12 protein-coding genes are annotated in these 15,249 nt (G+C 65.9%); 6 read left to right on the forward strand and 6 right to left on the reverse strand.

Annotated features, from left to right (window positions below; genetic code table 11):
• Positions 1–63: 63 nt before the first annotated feature.
• The 3 genes from QHF89_RS04185 to QHF89_RS04195 form a co-directional block, all read right to left on the reverse strand.
• Entirely contained in the window at positions 64–1,191 is a 1,128-nt protein-coding gene (locus QHF89_RS04185; protein ID WP_136965952.1) for a vWA domain-containing protein, read from the reverse strand.
• A gap of 10 nt (positions 1,192–1,201) precedes the next feature.
• Positions 1,202–3,424: a choice-of-anchor J domain-containing protein gene (locus QHF89_RS04190; protein WP_284720037.1), complete on the reverse strand. Its 2,223-nt coding sequence runs from the start codon at positions 3,422–3,424 to the stop codon at positions 1,202–1,204.
• Between the two features lie 573 nt (positions 3,425–3,997).
• On the reverse strand, positions 3,998–4,411 hold the full coding sequence (locus QHF89_RS04195) for a PAAR domain-containing protein (protein WP_136965950.1): 414 nt from the start codon (positions 4,409–4,411) through the stop codon (positions 3,998–4,000).
• Between the two features lie 184 nt (positions 4,412–4,595).
• Here QHF89_RS04195 and QHF89_RS04200 point away from each other — a divergent pair, with 184 nt between their 5' ends.
• Together QHF89_RS04200 and QHF89_RS04205 are read left to right on the forward strand one after the other, a co-directional pair.
• The gene (locus tag QHF89_RS04200) at positions 4,596–7,247 is read left to right on the forward strand and encodes a type VI secretion system Vgr family protein (RefSeq protein ID WP_284720033.1); all 2,652 of its coding nucleotides are present in this window, start codon (positions 4,596–4,598) and stop codon (positions 7,245–7,247) included.
• Positions 7,248–7,263: 16 nt separating this feature from the next.
• Entirely contained in the window at positions 7,264–7,887 is a 624-nt protein-coding gene (locus tag QHF89_RS04205; protein WP_136965948.1) for a LysM peptidoglycan-binding domain-containing protein, read from the forward strand.
• Between the two features lie 99 nt (positions 7,888–7,986).
• Here QHF89_RS04205 and QHF89_RS04210 read toward each other — a convergent pair whose 3' ends face one another.
• Entirely contained in the window at positions 7,987–9,162 is a 1,176-nt protein-coding gene (locus QHF89_RS04210) for a hypothetical protein (RefSeq protein ID WP_136965947.1), read from the reverse strand.
• Between the two features lie 170 nt (positions 9,163–9,332).
• On the opposite strand from QHF89_RS04210, the gene QHF89_RS04215 reads away from it, so the two are divergent.
• The 3 genes from QHF89_RS04215 (at position 9,333) to QHF89_RS04225 (ending at position 11,902) form a co-directional block, all read left to right on the forward strand.
• Positions 9,333–10,157, forward strand: coding sequence for an alpha/beta fold hydrolase (locus QHF89_RS04215; RefSeq protein WP_136965946.1), 825 nt, complete (start codon positions 9,333–9,335; stop codon positions 10,155–10,157).
• Positions 10,158–10,185: 28 nt separating this feature from the next.
• The gene (locus QHF89_RS50115) at positions 10,186–11,169 is read left to right on the forward strand and encodes an extracellular medium-chain-length polyhydroxyalkanoate depolymerase (RefSeq protein WP_425440836.1); all 984 of its coding nucleotides are present in this window, start codon (positions 10,186–10,188) and stop codon (positions 11,167–11,169) included.
• A 73-nt stretch (positions 11,170–11,242) separates the two neighbouring features.
• A complete protein-coding gene (locus QHF89_RS04225) occupies positions 11,243–11,902 on the forward strand; it encodes a TetR/AcrR family transcriptional regulator (RefSeq protein ID WP_136965944.1) in 660 nt (219 codons plus the stop codon).
• Between the two features lie 40 nt (positions 11,903–11,942).
• Here the strand turns inward: QHF89_RS04225 and QHF89_RS04230 are convergent, their stop codons facing one another.
• Both QHF89_RS04230 and QHF89_RS04235 read right to left on the reverse strand, forming a co-directional pair.
• The gene (locus QHF89_RS04230) at positions 11,943–14,054 is read right to left on the reverse strand and encodes a protein kinase domain-containing protein (RefSeq protein WP_136965943.1); all 2,112 of its coding nucleotides are present in this window, start codon (positions 14,052–14,054) and stop codon (positions 11,943–11,945) included.
• A gap of 212 nt (positions 14,055–14,266) precedes the next feature.
• Positions 14,267–15,047, reverse strand: a protein-coding gene (locus QHF89_RS04235) for an IS5 family transposase (protein WP_284720034.1) whose coding sequence is annotated in 2 segments (ribosomal slippage) — positions 14,267–14,717 and positions 14,716–15,047 — 783 coding nt in all. Because the reading frame shifts where the segments join, the coding sequence is not laid out codon by codon here.
• 75 nt (positions 15,048–15,122) lie between these two features.
• Here QHF89_RS04235 and QHF89_RS04240 point away from each other — a divergent pair.
• Positions 15,123–15,249, forward strand: a 127-nt coding sequence (locus QHF89_RS04240) for a transposase (protein WP_284720038.1), incomplete at its 3' end; no start/stop codon positions are given.

Raw genomic sequence — 15,249 nt, forward strand, 5'->3', positions numbered from 1 at the left:
CCGGAAGAACCCGTGCGTGGCCGGCGCCGACTTCACGCCGCGCCACGACACGAGAAGGGGGTTTCAATGGATGATCGAGTCGCAGCCGAAGAGCACGGAGACCTTCGCGCTGCTGTCGGCCTGCACGGTGGCGCACGAAGCAGGGCAGAGGATGATCTTCGTGGGGCCGGCGTTGCTGTCGTAGTACCAGCCGGGCAGTTCGTTGCAATCGGCGAGATCGGTGGCGCGGGGGATGATCTTCGGCGTGCCCATGCCTTTCGGCATGTAGCTGAAGTTCACCTTGTTCGGGTCGAGCTCCTGGCCGTTCGGCGCAGGCGGGATCTCGAAATCGCACCCGAGCGCTTCGCTGCGAATCTCGCCCATCTTCGCGGAGAACTTGCTGATGTCCTGCGTGATGTCGTAGGCCGCCGTCGTCCCGCCCGCCGCCGCGATCTTGTGGAGGTTGTTGATGATCGAGCCGGCCACGCCGATGACATAGGTGCGAACCCCGTTGTATTCGCGGGCGCTCTTGGCCAGCACTGCGATGTCGTCGATCGTCGCCGACCCGCACCCGAGGGGATCGCCGTCGGTGGCGAGGACGACGACGACCTTGTGCGTCGGGTGCGTGTCCTGGTAGGCGGTGGCCGCGCTGAGCGCCCCCTTGAGCGCGCCCCAGGTGGGTGTACCGATCCCCGTGGCGTCGAAGGGCATCGAGTTCGACAGGTCGAACGCGTTCCCCGGCAGCCCGGCAATGGGCACGTCGAGGAGCGCGTAATGCGTGGGTTCGCAGTCGTACGGCTCCTGGGTCGGGAAGTAGACCAGTCCGGCACCAATGCCGGACGACGCCGGATCATTGAAGAACGTCTTCAAGCCCGTCGTGGTCCCCGTCCACTTCGCGCCCGTCATGCTGCCCGATTGGTCGATCAGGAAGACGATGTCGAGCGGGATGCGGCGGGCTTCTGCGCTCGTGGAGATGCAGGCGCCGGAGTCGTCGTCGCCCCCACCCCCATCGAAGTCGATGTCTCCTCCGGTGCCCCCGGTGCCCCCGGCGCCACCCGCGCCGCCACTTCCGGACGACGAGCTGCTCGTGCTGTTCGACCCGGTCGTGTTCTCCACGGGCGCCGCGGAGCAGCCCCCCCACACGCCAGCGGCCATGCTGGCCATGGCGAGGCAGACAAAAAGATGCCGATGAATCCTGGCAGGTCGGCTCATGGATGGCTCCTCAGTCGACGAAGATATCGTCAAGATAAACCCCGGGATAGTTCCCGGTGTGATCGCTCTGGAAAGCGAACCGCAGGCGGATGATCTGGCCCGCATAGGCCGAGAGATCCGCTTGGAAGAGCTGCCAGCCGAACGCGGCCTGGTGACCACCCCACGCGGGCTGGCCGGCGATGGTCAGCGGGTATGCCGGCAAGACGCTATTAAGAACCGAATACGTCGTCCCGCCGTCGTTGCTGATCTCCAGGTGAACGCCGTCGTACGTCGAGCCCTCGGTATCCATCCACATACGGAACGTGAGGGTCGGGCTCGGCGCGGCGGTGAGGTCGATGTCGGGCGAGGTGGCGGTCGTTCCCGCCCACGTCTGGGACGTGCTGTAATTGCTGGCGAGCTGCGTGGCGAGGCACTGCGTTCCCAGGTACGCCGTCGCGGGGCCCACGGTCGTGGGGACACCGCACTGCCAATCGCCGGTCAGCGTCCAGCCGTCCGGGCACATACCCTCGAAGCTCGTGTAGTACGCGTCGTGCTTGACGTTGAAGGTGAACGTCTTCTCCGCGAAATTCGAGGGCAACGTCGGCTCCTGGACGTGCACGATGACGGTCACCGGCCCCACGTTCGCCGCCGTGGGCGTGCCTTGGAGCAGGCCGGTCGTCGGATCGATCGTCAGCCAACCTGCGTTCTGGACTTCCGTAATGCTCCACTCCGCGTTGCTCGTGCCGCCGATTTTGACGATCTGGGACGAGAAGCTCATCCCCGCATACACGTCCGTGAGCGGCGACGTCGTGGTGATGTAGAGCGGGATCTGCAGTGATTCGGCGACGACGACCTCGTCGATGTAGACACCCGGGTACACGGACGCGCCGTCGCTGCGGAAGGCGAAGCGCAGGCGGATCGACTGCCCGGCGTAGGCGGAAAGATCCGCCGTGTAGTTCTTCCAGCCTTCCCCTGAGTGATTCCCGCCCCACGCGGCTTGGCCGGCGATGGTCAGGCCGTAGGCAGGGCTCACCGTCGTGACGTCCGTGAAGCTCTGCCCGTCGTTGGTGCTGACTTTCAGGTTCCAGCCGTCGAAGGTGCCGCCCTCGGTGTGGTCCCACGCCCAGAAGGAAAGCTGCGGGCTGGCAGCCTGGGTCAGGTCGATGGCCGGCGACGTCGCGACCGCGGTGCTGAAGAGCTGGTTGACGTGGTACAGGCCGGCGATCTGCGTGGCGATGACATTCTCGCCGATGTGGGCCGCGGTCGGACCCACGTTCGTGGGCTTGCCGCATTCCCAATCACCGCCGAAGGTCCAGCCGTTCTGGCAGTTTTCGAAGCCCTCGTGGAGGTACGACACGCAGTCCGCGACTGGACTGCCGGACGCGCAAGCGCCGGCCATGCATGTGTTCGCCGTGGTGCAACTGTTGTAGTCGTTGCACGCGCTGCCATCGGCCGCGAGCGAGGGGACGCAGGTGCCTTTCACGTCGCACGCGCCCACCTGGCACTCGGCGACGCCCTCCTGGCAGGAGGTCCCGACCGGCGCGGGCGTCGGGCCACAGAAGCCGGTCATGGCGTCGCACTCGCCGCGCTCGCACCCGACGTTGAGCGCCGAGCAATCCTTGGGGGCGCCGCCGACGCATTGCCCGGCCGCGCATGTCCGGTTGACCGTGCAGAGGTCTCCGGTGAGCACGCAGGGCTTGTTGTCCTTGGTGAAGTCGGGGGTGCCCACGCACTTGCCCGTGGCCGAATCGCAGGCCATCGTGTTGCACTCGCTCAGCGGCGAGAACGTGCAGGGCTTGACCTCGCCCAGGCACTCGCCGAGCTTGCATACGCCGTTGATCCGGCAGAGGTCCTTCGGGGTGCAGGCTGTGCCGTCGTTCACCGGCAAGACGTCGCAGGACTTCGACTCCTCGTAGCAAATGACCGACGAGCACGGGTCAGGCGTGATCCCGCACTGGTTCGTGTCTCCGCCGATGCACTTGCCGCTGTCGCAGGTGTCGTTGCTGGTGCAGAACTTCCCGTCGTCGCACGCGGTTCCCTTGGGGGCGGGGACCACGACGCACGTGTTGACCGGGCCGATCTCTTGCCCGGTGTTGCACACGGCGATCGTGCACTGCGGTGTCTCGAGCGCCGAACAGTCTACGCCGCAGGGCCCGAGATCGCTGCCGCCCGCGCCGCCGCCGCCCTCGTTGCTGCCCGCATCTTCGCCGACGGGGAGTTCGCCCACGGCGCAGCTTGCGCCGATCGAAACCACCGAGAGCAAGAGCGGGATCCTAAGAAAGTCTCTGATGCGACCCAACATAACCACGCCCTCCATGTACCACACCTTGAACCCGCGCGGATACAGGGAGCAAGGCCGATGCGTGCTGCGCTCCCCCGTCTCCGAGCCCTGGTCACGCCCCCGTGCACAGGGCCTCCCCGAAACGCGCGGTTCTTGCCATGAAGCGGCGGCGCGCGCAGCGCACGTGAACCGCGCAAACGCGGTTTCGGGGACGGCCGGAGTACGCTTTTCCGCGCCGTCTGGATCCGCAAGCCGCCAAGCGCGACGCATCGGCGGGAGACACGCCCACGGAACGGAGGTGAGCGACGTGTTCGTCGTCGTCCTCGATGGGGTATGCCCACCCGCGGGCCAAAAGCGTTCACGAGGTGCGAAAATAGGTAGGAGAGGGACCTACACGCCGAGCTTGGATCGAGGCTGACACGGTCGTCCCGCTCGGCGTCCCGCAGGGGAGGTCGCCGTGCCTTTCAGGGCGCGGTCCGCGTCATCGGTGAGGTCAGCGAGATCGGACCCTTGTGGATTCGTGGTCCGTCATGGGCCAGGAACTCCTCAATCGCCGACGAAAACCGTCCCCGGGCCGCATGCATCGGCGACGACGACCACCGTGCCATTCGGCGCATCCGCTGGGTCGTTGCAGGTCAAAGCAGGGTCCCCCATGCGTGCCGCGGGCTTGTCCTCGAAGAACACCGTCGTGCTGCCCTTGAACACACGGGCCTGATTGGAAGGGGCCTTCAGGAACGAGCCCCCTGGAGGCACGTGCGCCGGATGGTTGCGTGCCCCGCTTCCTTCGGTCGCTGCCGCCTTGTTTTGCACGAAAACGGTGGCTGCAACCTGCTCCGAGATGGTTCCAGCGAACGGCAGGGGCGTCGGCGTGGGCACCGGTCCGGCGGGGGATGGCACCAGGACGATATGCGTGTCGATCCCGTGGATCGTATCCCCCTCTTTTGCACCCGGCGCACCCATGGGAAACCTCGTCGCCGGGGCCCGCGTGGGCCGCCAGCTCTCCGGGCATCCTACTGCGCCTCGATCCCAGGAGGGAAGAGCCCACGGGTCGCTTCTCACGCCATTTTCCCCTCGACATCCGCATGCGGGCTCGCTTACCTTGCCATCGGGCATCACGAACGAGTCCGACGGGAACACTTCGCTCATGATAGCAAGCGTATCGAACGAACGCGGCGCCGGCTCGCTCGACGGGGGGCAGGCATTGTACCGCTTCATGGTCCACCCCTTCCCGCTGGATCACTTCACGGTGCATTCGTTCCGCGGGAAGGAGGCGCTCTCCGGCCTTTATTCGTTCGACGTCGTGGCGACCGCCCCGGAGGACGCCGCGGGAGCGATCGAGCGACGCGCGCTCGGTCAGCGTGCGTTGCTCTTGCTGCGCGCGGGGAGGGCGTCACGGGTATTTCACGGCGTCGTCGCCGCTATACGGCAAGAAGGCGCGCGCGGAGCCCACGGCGTCTCCCAGTACAGGATCCGCCTCGTTCCGCGTCTATGGCTGCTCAAGCACCGCCGCCGCTCGCGCATCTTCCAAGGCAAGCGCGTCGACGAGATCCTCGCGGAGGTCTTGAAGGAAGCGGGCATCGAGTCGCGCTTCAACCTTCAGCGCATGTACGCCGCGCGCGAGTATTGCACGCAGTACGAGGAGACGGACTATCGCTTCCTCCGGCGGCTCGCCGCCGAGTCGGGCTTCTTTTTCCGCTATTCGCAGCGCGGAAAGGCCGTCGAGGAGGCCTTGGCTGCCGCGAGCGCCGTGGGCGTGCGGCCTCCGGGGACGCCGCTCGGCGCCCGCGAGCGAGGGGTGTTGGCGGAGCTTTTCTCTGGCGAGACGATCCTCTTTGCCGATCACGCCGGCGCCTATGCGCCGATCGACGATGGCAACCCGGTCGGCACGGCGATCGCGGCGTTCGCGGCCGCCGGCCCGACGGCCGACGTGGGGGGTGCTTCGATCGCGGTGGAGCTACCGAGTCCGACGCTTTATTACCTGTCGATCCAGGGCACGAGCACCGCGGCGTTCGACAAGGTGACGAGATTCGAGCCGGAGCGGCGTGTGCGCACGACCGCAGCCACGCACCGTGAATACGATCCCGAGCGGCCGATGACGATGCTCACGGCTGCCGAGAAAAACGCGCCGGTGGATTCGCTCGGCGGGGAGCTCGCGGGGCCCGAGCTCGAATACTTCGAGCATCATTCACCCTTCCTCTTCCCGAAGTGGCGCGACGCCAGCCAAGAGCCCCCGCTGATTTTGCGCCAGATGCGGCGGGATGCACATGTCGCGGAGGGCGAAAGCTTCTGCCCTGCGCTGGGCGTCGGCCACCGCTTCCGGCTGGAGGATCACCCTGTACACGACGTCAATGGGGAGTATGCGGTGACGGCCGTGGAGCATGAAGGGGCGGCGTCTCCCCAGGGGCAGCGGGACGTGTATCGCAACCGCTTTTCGTGCGTGCCTGCGAGCGTCGTCTCTTGCCCGCCGCGTCCGAAGCGCCGGAGCGCGACCGTGGCGCTGACGGCCACGGTCGTAGGCCCGCCGGACGTCGAAATTCATACCGATCGCATGGGCCAGATCAAGGTGCAATTCCACTGGGATCGGGAGGGGCAGTCGAACGAGCACAGCTCGTGCTGGGTGCGCACGATGCAGACCTGGGGCGGGGCCGGCTGGGGCACGCAGTTCATTCCGCGCGTCGGGATGGAGGTGGTCGTGACGTTCGAGGGCGGTGACCCCGACAAACCCATGGTGCTCGGGTGCATGTACAACGGCACGCATCCGCCCTCGTTCCGGCTGCCGGAGGACAAGACGCGGAGCGGGATCCGCACGCAATCGTCGCCGGGCCGAGGTGGCTTCAACGAGCTGAGCTTCGAGGACAAGAAGGACCAGGAGCAGATTTACCTGCGCGCGCAGCGGGACCTCGACGAGGTGGTGGAACGCAACCACACCCTGCATGTGCGCGTGGACGAGGCGATCCGGGTCGAGCGCGACCGCGACGACGCCATTGGGCGAGACGCGCTGCTCCGGGTCGGCGGAAGCGTGGACGAGCGAATCGCGAAGGACCATGCCACGCAGGTGTCGGGCAACCGTATCGATGTGACGAGCGGCAACGTGGACACGCGGGTGTCGGGGGATCGTGTCGCGCGGGTCGAAGGGCAGGAGCGGCGCGAGGTCTCGGGAGACGCGAATTTCGCGTACATGGGAGATCTCACCACGAGGGTCCAAGGATGCCATACGATTGTGGTGGGCCATCATGAGGCGCAGCGCTCGCTCGCGGTCCACGTGGAGGGCGTGACCTCACTCTCCAGCACGGGCACCACGGAGATTCGTACGGACAAAGAGCTGATTCTCCGGTGTGGGAAGAGCTCGATACGGATCACGGAAGGCGGGATCGAGTTCGAGGCGCCCAGCCTGCGGGTGAAGGGCGGGTCGAGCAAGCTATCCGTTTCCGAGGACGGATTGCAAATGGCGTCGGAGCACGCGTATGCGCAGATTATGGGAGATGCGATTCTCCTGAAAACCGACGCCGGGGCATCGTTCATGATGCGCAATGAGGTGAAGGTGGACGGCGCGCAGATTCTCCTCAACTCGCCCGAAAAGGCGAAGGATCCCCCGGTGACTGAGCCGGAACCGCCTACGCTCATCGAGCTCGTCGACAAGGAAGGCCACCCGCTCGCCTATCAGCGTTACGTGCTGACGCTCGACGATGGGACCGAGATCGGCGGGGTGACGGACAAAGATGGCAAGGCGATGGTCGGGGTAAAGGCGCCGGGGAAGATTTCGTTCCCGGAGCTGCGTGGCGTCGAAGAGGCATGAGGAGGCGACCCCGATCATGAAGTCTTACGTCATTCGGCAGGGAGACTATCTCGCCAAAATTGCGCTGCGCTTCGGCATCGCCGCCGACGAGATCTGGAAGCACCCGAAGAACAGCGAGCTCCGCGCGAAGCGCAAGCCGAACCTGCTGGTGCCCGGCGACGTCCTCTTCGTGCCGGAGCCCGCGCGGCCCTCGCTCCCCTTTCAGTGTGGCACGACGAACCGGTACAAGGCCGACGTACCCAAGGTCCCGGTACGTCTCACGTTTCAGGTGGGCGGCAAGGCCATCGCGAACGAGCCTTACGAGGTCGAGGGGCTCGCGGCCCCGCAGACCGGCGAGAGCGACGCATCGGGCAAGGTGACCCTCCAGGTCCCCGCACATGTGCGTGAGGTCAGGGTACGGTTCACGAAGATGGGAATGGTATTTCCGGTCATGATCGGCGACATGGAGCCGATCGACGAGCCCTCCGGCGTCCGCAAGCGCCTCGAGCATCTCGGCTACATGCAGGGGCTCGAAATGTTTAATGATGACAAACGATTGCGTATCGCGCTCGCGTCGTTTCAGCGGGCAACGGGATTGCACGTCAGCGAGGAAGCCGACGAGGCGACGAAGGAAGCGCTCGTTTCAGCGCACGGGAGCTGAAAGGGAGGTCGAACGATGGGGGGAACGAAGGTACCTCGCAGGATCTCGTGAGCCAGCCGAGCGCGGCGACACCTGGGGACGCGAGCAGCAGCGCTGACGTCAGCGATTCCGTTTCGGTGGCCCGCCGAGCCGCGTCCAATGCTCGGCATAGACGCGTTCCCACAGAGCTCGCGTACCCGCGTCTTGCCGGACCTTGGCGCCCCAGTAGCCGTCCAGCCGTCGGCGCTCGTCGTCATGGATGCCATATCGGGCTAGAATGGCTGCGCCATGCGTGGGATAAAGCGTGAATTCGACGCACATGCAGGCGTAGTGCTCGAGCGGGAGGCTCGGCATGGCGGCCGGGGTCGGAGCTTTCGAGGCCAGGGCGGATAGAAAAGGCAAGGCGGGACCGCGGGGGAGGTCGGGCGCCGGCGTCGTTCCGGTAAGGCTCGTAAAATGGCGCATCCCGGGCGGCAGCGCGGGATCCGGTTCGTCGGCCGTCACGAAAGGGAGGACCGGCCTCGCCGTGACATCGGGCGCCGGCGTCGTTCCAGTGAGGCTCGTGAAATGGCGCATCCCCTCGGGAAGGGGCGGCGCGACGCGGGCGGCATCCGGCGCCGCGACAGCCGCGCGCGGCGGCTCGAAGGGCAACGCGGGCCCCGTTGGTATGCCGGGCGCGGCTTCGGTATTCGTCACGCTCGTGAAATGGCGCATTCCGCGCGGGACGATGTCCGGCACCGAAGGGGACGCGGGTGCCAATGGTTCAGGCGCATCCTTGGTCTTCGCCTTCGCCCGCGCCATGGGCGACGGACGCAGCATGGGAGGTCCTATCTTGATCGTCGGGATCGAGCCAGAGTCCTTTTTCCGAAGCTCGGCCAGACGCTTCGCAAGCGCCGGCTCCGCTTCCAACCGGCGTGACCAGTGCCGCGCGAGGCGCGACAAATCGTTCATGCCGAGTCCCAGCGTCGCGAGCAGGTCGAGCGGGTGCTCGTGGGTCTCGATGGCCGTGAGAAAGTTCGCCCAGGCGGTTGCATCGATCGAGAGGGGTTCCACCGTACGGTCGAGCCGGCCTTCCGCATGCGCGAGCGCCTCTGCATACCTGCCGAGCAAATGCGGGTCCGCGGCGAGCTCCGTTTTCCAGGTGGTATCTGCTCGCTTGAAGTCCTCCGGCGAAAGGCCCTCTGTCGCGAGCACTTCGTCGAGCGTGAACCCCTCCGCGACGGCCGCCTTGACCGCCGCGTAATGCGCGAGGGAGAGCCCCTCGATCGCCGTCTCGTTCACGTTGCCAGCGTTCACGTGCTCGAGGGCAATTCTACTTCGCCGTTCCGCACCACGGCAAGCGGGAGCCTCGTGGAAGGCCCGCGCTGGAGGGATGCCGACACCTGTTGACTTCCCCCCCGGAAGTCTGGTACGCAAGAACTGAACGAACGATCGTTCAGTATTTCGGATCGCGATCGAGGGGAACGATGCCGCACATACACGTCGACGGGTGTGAGATCCACTACGAGGTGAAGGGGCGGGGCGAGGTCGTGCTCCTTTTGCACGGCCTTGGTTCGAGCCTGCTCGATTGGGAGATGCAGATCCCTGCGCTCGCGGAGCGGTATACGGTCGTCGCCGTCGACATGCGTGGACATGGCCGCTCGGGGAAGCCGCCCGGCCCGTACCGGATCTCCTCGTTTGCGGCCGATGTGGCGCAGGTGATGCGCGCGCTCGCGCTTGGCCCTGCGCACGTCGTCGGCATTTCGATGGGCGGCATGATCGGCTTCCAGCTCGCGGTCGACCACCCCTCGCTGGTTCGATCGCTCGTCGTGGTGAACAGCGCTCCGGCCTTCGTGCCGCGCACGCTCCGCGAGCGGTTGGCGGTCGTGCAACGAATCGTCGCGCTGCGTGTGCTCGGCCTGCCGGGGTTCGCGCGGAAGATCGCCGAAAAGAACCTCCCGCGCCCCGATCAGGAGGCGCTGCGCCGGAAGCTCGCCGCGCGCCTCGCGCAGAATGACGCGGCCGCGTATCGCGCCGCGTCCTACGCGATCCTCGGATGGAGCGTAGCCGAGCGGATCGGCTCGATTCGATGCCCGGTTCTCGTCGTCACGGGCGATCAGGACTATACTCCGGTCGCGGCCAAGGAAGCGTATGCCGCCCGGATTCCGCGTGCTCGCGTGGCCGTCGTCGCCGACTCGCGGCATTGCACGCCGATCGATCAACCGGAAGCGTTCAACCAGCTCTTGCTCGATTTCCTGAAGGAGCACGCGACGGCTCCGGCAGAACACGGGGAGGTTTGTTATGGTACGTGAATCTTGGCGATTCCTGGTGGCAGCCTGGATGCCGCTCGTTGTTTTTACGAGCGGATGCACGATCAATGTCGAGCCGCCCGGCGAAGGACCGCAGGCTGCGAGCTCGAGCAGCGGCGCCGGGGCAGGTGGTTCAGGTGTCGGCGGCTCGGGCGGCGACGGTTCGGGTGGTGACGGTTCGGGTGGCAGCGGCGCGGCGGGGGGCGGTTCGGGTGTCGGCAGTTCTGGGGCCGGGGGCTCTGGCGGCGCCGCCGCGTCGCGCTGTACCGTTTCGCCGCAAGAGGTCGCGTGTCCTTACGAAACGCAAAGCATCCCGGCGCAGGCAGGAATTCTGCGGGACGTCATCTGGCAGGTACCGCTCGGGACGCCGCCCGCGAAGGGTTTTCCCGTGGTGCTCCTGTTCCAGGGGTCCCTTTATGGTCCCCCGAAGATGTTCAAGGGCGCCGTGGATGGCCCCCACGGGGTGTATCACTTGGCGCTCACCGTGAAGGGGCTGCTCGACGCGGGGTACGCCGTGCTCGCTCCGGAGGCGCATGCGGAGGGCTCGACGTTCTGGGATACGAACGTCCCCCCGTATTCGATTGCCTGGTCAACCGCGCCGGACCATGATTTCATGCTTTCGTTGTTCGACTCGATCACGGCCGGCTCGTTCGGGCCGCTCGACGCATCGCGGATGTACGCGACCGGCATTTCGAGTGGTGGCTACATGACGAGCCGGATGGCCGTCAGCTATCAGGGAAAGTTCCGCGCGCTCGCGATTCACTCCGCGTCGTACGCGACGTGCAGCGGCCCGATTTGCATCCTGCCCGACGCGCTGCCTGCAGATCACCCGCCGACGCTTTTCCTTCATGGCAAGGCCGATCTCGTCGTCCCTGTGGGCACGATGGAGAAGTACAACGCGCGCCTCGTCACCGAGGGCAAGGAGACGCGTGTCGTCGTCGAGCCGGGCGTGGGGCACGATTGGCTCGCTGCCGGCCCCGAAGAGGTCGTCGGCTGGTTCGACGCGCACCCGTGAGCAGACCGTATTGACCGCTCCGGTGGACTCTGCTACCCAGCGCGAAACGAGCGTTCGTTTTGCGAATCACGTCATGAGTTCACTCCGGGCCTCACGGTTGCGGGCTGCAAAGGCGATCCTCCCGCCGTCCTCCGTGCCCGACGGCACGCGGCGACGGATCCTGGAGGTCGCCTTGCGGTTCTTCGCGAGCGAGGGCTTCCACGGCACCTCGGTCCGCGACATGGCCAAGGTGCTGGAGCTGCAGCCGAGCGCGTTGTATTCGCATTTCCCCTCCAAGGAGCACATCCTTTCGGAGCTCGTCCGCGTGGGCTACGAGGTGCACGCGTCGACCTTGCAGGCGGCGCTCCGCGATGCGGGCGACGATCCGATCGATCAGATATGTGCGCTCGCCCGTGCCCATACCCGCCTCCACGCGACGTATCCGCACCTGGCGGTGGTGGTCAATGAAGAGATTTTCGCGCTGACGGCCGAGCTGGCGGCGCCGGCACTCGCGATTCGCGCGCAGTCGATGGCGCTCGTCCTCCAGATCCTCGAACGAGGCGTGGCCATGGGGTGCTTTTCCATCCCCGACAAGGCGGCGACCGCATCGGCGCTGTCCGCAATCGGCGTGCGAATCCCCTCTTGGTACGAGCCGTCGGAGGCGCTTCCCCTCGACGCGCTCGTCGACATTCACGTCGAGCTCACGCTCCGCATGCTGCGAGCCGAGAGGAGTCCGGGCGGCGGGAGTGTTTGAGAAAGAACCGTCTTGACGGTGCTGTCCGCGTCCTCGCCGCTTACTTGAACTTCACCGCGGCCGTCTTCGTCTCCCCCGCGTTTACGGTGACCGTCACGGTCTGCTTCCCCCTCTCGGAATGAACAAAGGTCACCGTGTGTGTGCCTGCCGGCACCGACAGACCGACCTTGGGCGTGTTGCCCAGCGGCCGCCCGTCCAGCACGACCTTCGAGACCGGGATCGAGTTGATGTTGAGTGTTCCATTGGCCTGCGCTGCCGGTGGGTTTGCTATGCCAACCGTCGGCGTCGCCGTCGGCAAGGGTCCCGGCGCTCGTGCGGGTTCGCCCGGCGTCGCCCCCGGGATGGTACCGACAGCCGCCGCCACGGAGGGGGATTCGGCAGGCGGCGTCGACGCCGTATTCACGGACTTCGGAGGCTCGGCATCGGGAGGGGTCGGCGGCACCGGCTCGGCCGTTTCCATGGGAATCAGGACAGGGCTTTCTTCTCCTCGCTCCACGCTCGCAGAGACGACCTTGTCGCCCTTTCCTGGCACGACGACTTTGATGATGCGATCCCCAGGCTCGAGATCGCCGACGACACACGGCGTCGTCCCGCAACGCTCCTGTCCATCCACGTAAATCGCGACCTTGCCGAGGTCACGGCCGGTGACCTCGATCCGGAGCCCTCCTGTTTTCGGCGTCAACACGAATGCCACGAGACCCAAGGCCGCGAGGAGCGCCGAGACGCCAAGCGCGATGCCGAGCTTCTTCGAAGCACTTCCCGTGGTCGGCGGGTTCGTTGCGGCCAGACCGTGTGTCGTCGTGGCTGATTGAGGGACCGAAGGCAGCGAAGACCGCGGCTCCGATGCCATCGACGCATGCGTCGCGGATGCGGAGGTATCTGCAGGACCCACCTGCATCGGGGTGGAAGGCAGCGGCGCGCGGGAAGCGGGCGGCAGAGGGACCTCGATGGGAGGCGGCGCGGCGCGGAGCTCGGGCGGCATTGCTTGCAGCGGCAACGTTTGCAAAACGGCAGCGCGGGGCTTTTGGGGCTGGGGTGGCGGCGCCGTTGCCTGTTCGGGCAGGGGGTAGAGACCCGGTGGAAGCACGGCCGTCTGCACGGGCGGAGGCGGTACGGAGGCTGGTTTGGGCTGGAGCGGCATCGTCGCGCGCATCGATGCTTGCTTTGTGAGGCCAAGCAATGCGTGTGGACGAATCTGCTGCGTCTCTCCGTCATCGTACCCGCTATCGAGCAGCTCGGCGAGGGCCCGGACAGCGTCCTCGACATTCGGCCATCGCTCGGCGGCGTTTTTTCGAAGGCATCGATCCAGCCATTCATCGAATCCCCGCGGAAAGAGGTGGGCTTTGAAGCCTGCCTGTGTGACCGCGGACGGCGTTGGCTGGATGGCGACGCCCATCATGATGTCCGCGATGCTCCCCCGCTCCGAGCCCGTCCACAGATGGCCTGGGGGAGCGCCGAGCAAGAGCTCGTAGGCAATGACGCCGAGGGCCCATATATCGGTTTGGGGCGTGACGCCGTGCGCGATGACGACGCCCATCTTCGCGGCCATGGGCCGCATGGCCGCGCCGAGCTGCTCGGGCGCGGCGTATGCGGGGGATCCGACCTGCGTGGCCGTTCCTTGGACGCCCTCCTCTAGGACCTTCGCAATGCCGAAATCGACGACCTTGAGCAGCGGGCTTTTTCTGCGGTCGTACGTGAGAAATAGATTCCCGGGCTTGAGATCGCGGTGAATGACGCCCGCCGTGTGTGCTTGTCCGAGCGCATCGGCGAGCTGGAGGAAGAGGATTCGCATGAGGCCCGGTGGCACGGGTCCCCGCTGCTTGACGTACCTGTCGAGGGTATCGCCTTCGAGCAGCTCCATCGCGAGGAAAGGCACACCGCGCTGTGGATCGATCCCGGCGTCGAACACGTCTACGATGTGCGGGTTTTTTCCGATCCGCGCGCCGACACGCGCCTCTTGAACGAAGAGGTCGCGGATCTCGGTGCGCTCGATGAGCTGCGGATGCACGAGCTTGAGCGCGCAGGTTTGTCCGGTCCCGAGGTGCGTCGCGCGAAACACCGCGGCCATGTTGCCCTGCCCGAGCCACGAATCGATGCGATACCGCCCGGCGACGACGTCGCCAGGGGCCGCGGGTCCTCCCGTCGATGACATGAGGCGGGAGTGTACAGGGATTGGGTTGGTAGGGGAAACTGGTACGGGTACTACGTTAGTAGCATTGACATGGATGCAGAGTTGGTGGGTCGCATGGGATGGGGGGATGTGTGGGTGATGTGGTTACATATTGACTTTTGCGAAGGTTGCGGAGTGGAGGATGGAGGATCCAGGGATGGAGTTGGGTTGGTGCGTACTAACTAGAAGTCATCTCATAAACCGTCCAGGAGTCTCCTGAGGTACACGACGATGCATCCGAGGTGGACGAAGCCGAGGAAGTTTTCGGTGTGGCGCTCGTACCGAACCGCGATGCGGCGGAAGCTTTGGAGCCAGGCGAAGAGGCGCTCTACCTTCCAGCGGCGCTTGTATCGGCGGAGGGGGCGGAGGTCTTGGGTGAGGCGCTTGCGATTCAACCGATTGGGCGCGCTCATCTCGATCCCCCGCTCCTCCGCGAGCCGCGCGTCGAGCGCGTCGCTGTCGTAGGCTTTGTCGCCAATGAGGCGCTTGGGGAGCTGGGCGAGGAAGCTGTTATCGAGCGTTCGGTCGACGAGCCTGACTTCATGCGGCGAAGCACTTTCGATGCAGATGGCGAGAGGAAGACCAGAGCCGTCTGCAATGGCCATGATCTTGGTCCCCTTGCCACGCTTCGTTTTCCCGACGCAGGGCCCCCTTTTTGGCGCTCACGAACGTGCCGTCGATGAACGCTTCGCTCAAGTCAAGCTGCCCTCGGTCACGTAAATCCCCGGCCAAGGCGTACAGGATCCTTTCAAGCGTGCCGTCCTTCGACCACTGCTGGAACCGCCGATGGCATGTCTGGTAAGAAGGATATCTCTCGGGCAAGTCGGCCCATCGAGCGCCGGTGCGCATGATCCACAAGATGCCGTTGAGTACCTCGCGCGCATCCTTCCACGGTCTGCCGCGGCGATCGGCGCGCAGGCACGGAGCAGGAATAAGCGGCTCGAGGAGCGCCCACTGAGGGTCTGTCAGGTCCACACCTGCATATGTGATCCTCCCCCCCCACTTCCGTAGACAAACCCAAAGGCGCGAAGATGCGCTAAGGAGAGTTCGATGGCGAGGCGGAAGCGGAGGTCGTTCAGCGCGGAGTTCAAGGCAGAGGCGGTTCGTCTCTGCCAGGTTGGGGACCGGAGCATCGCGAAGGTCGCGAAGGATCTGGATCTCACCGAAACGGCGCTAC

This window comes from Polyangium sorediatum (assembly GCF_029946465.1).
Taxonomy (GTDB): Bacteria; Myxococcota_A; Polyangia; order Polyangiales; family Polyangiaceae; genus Polyangium; species Polyangium fumosum.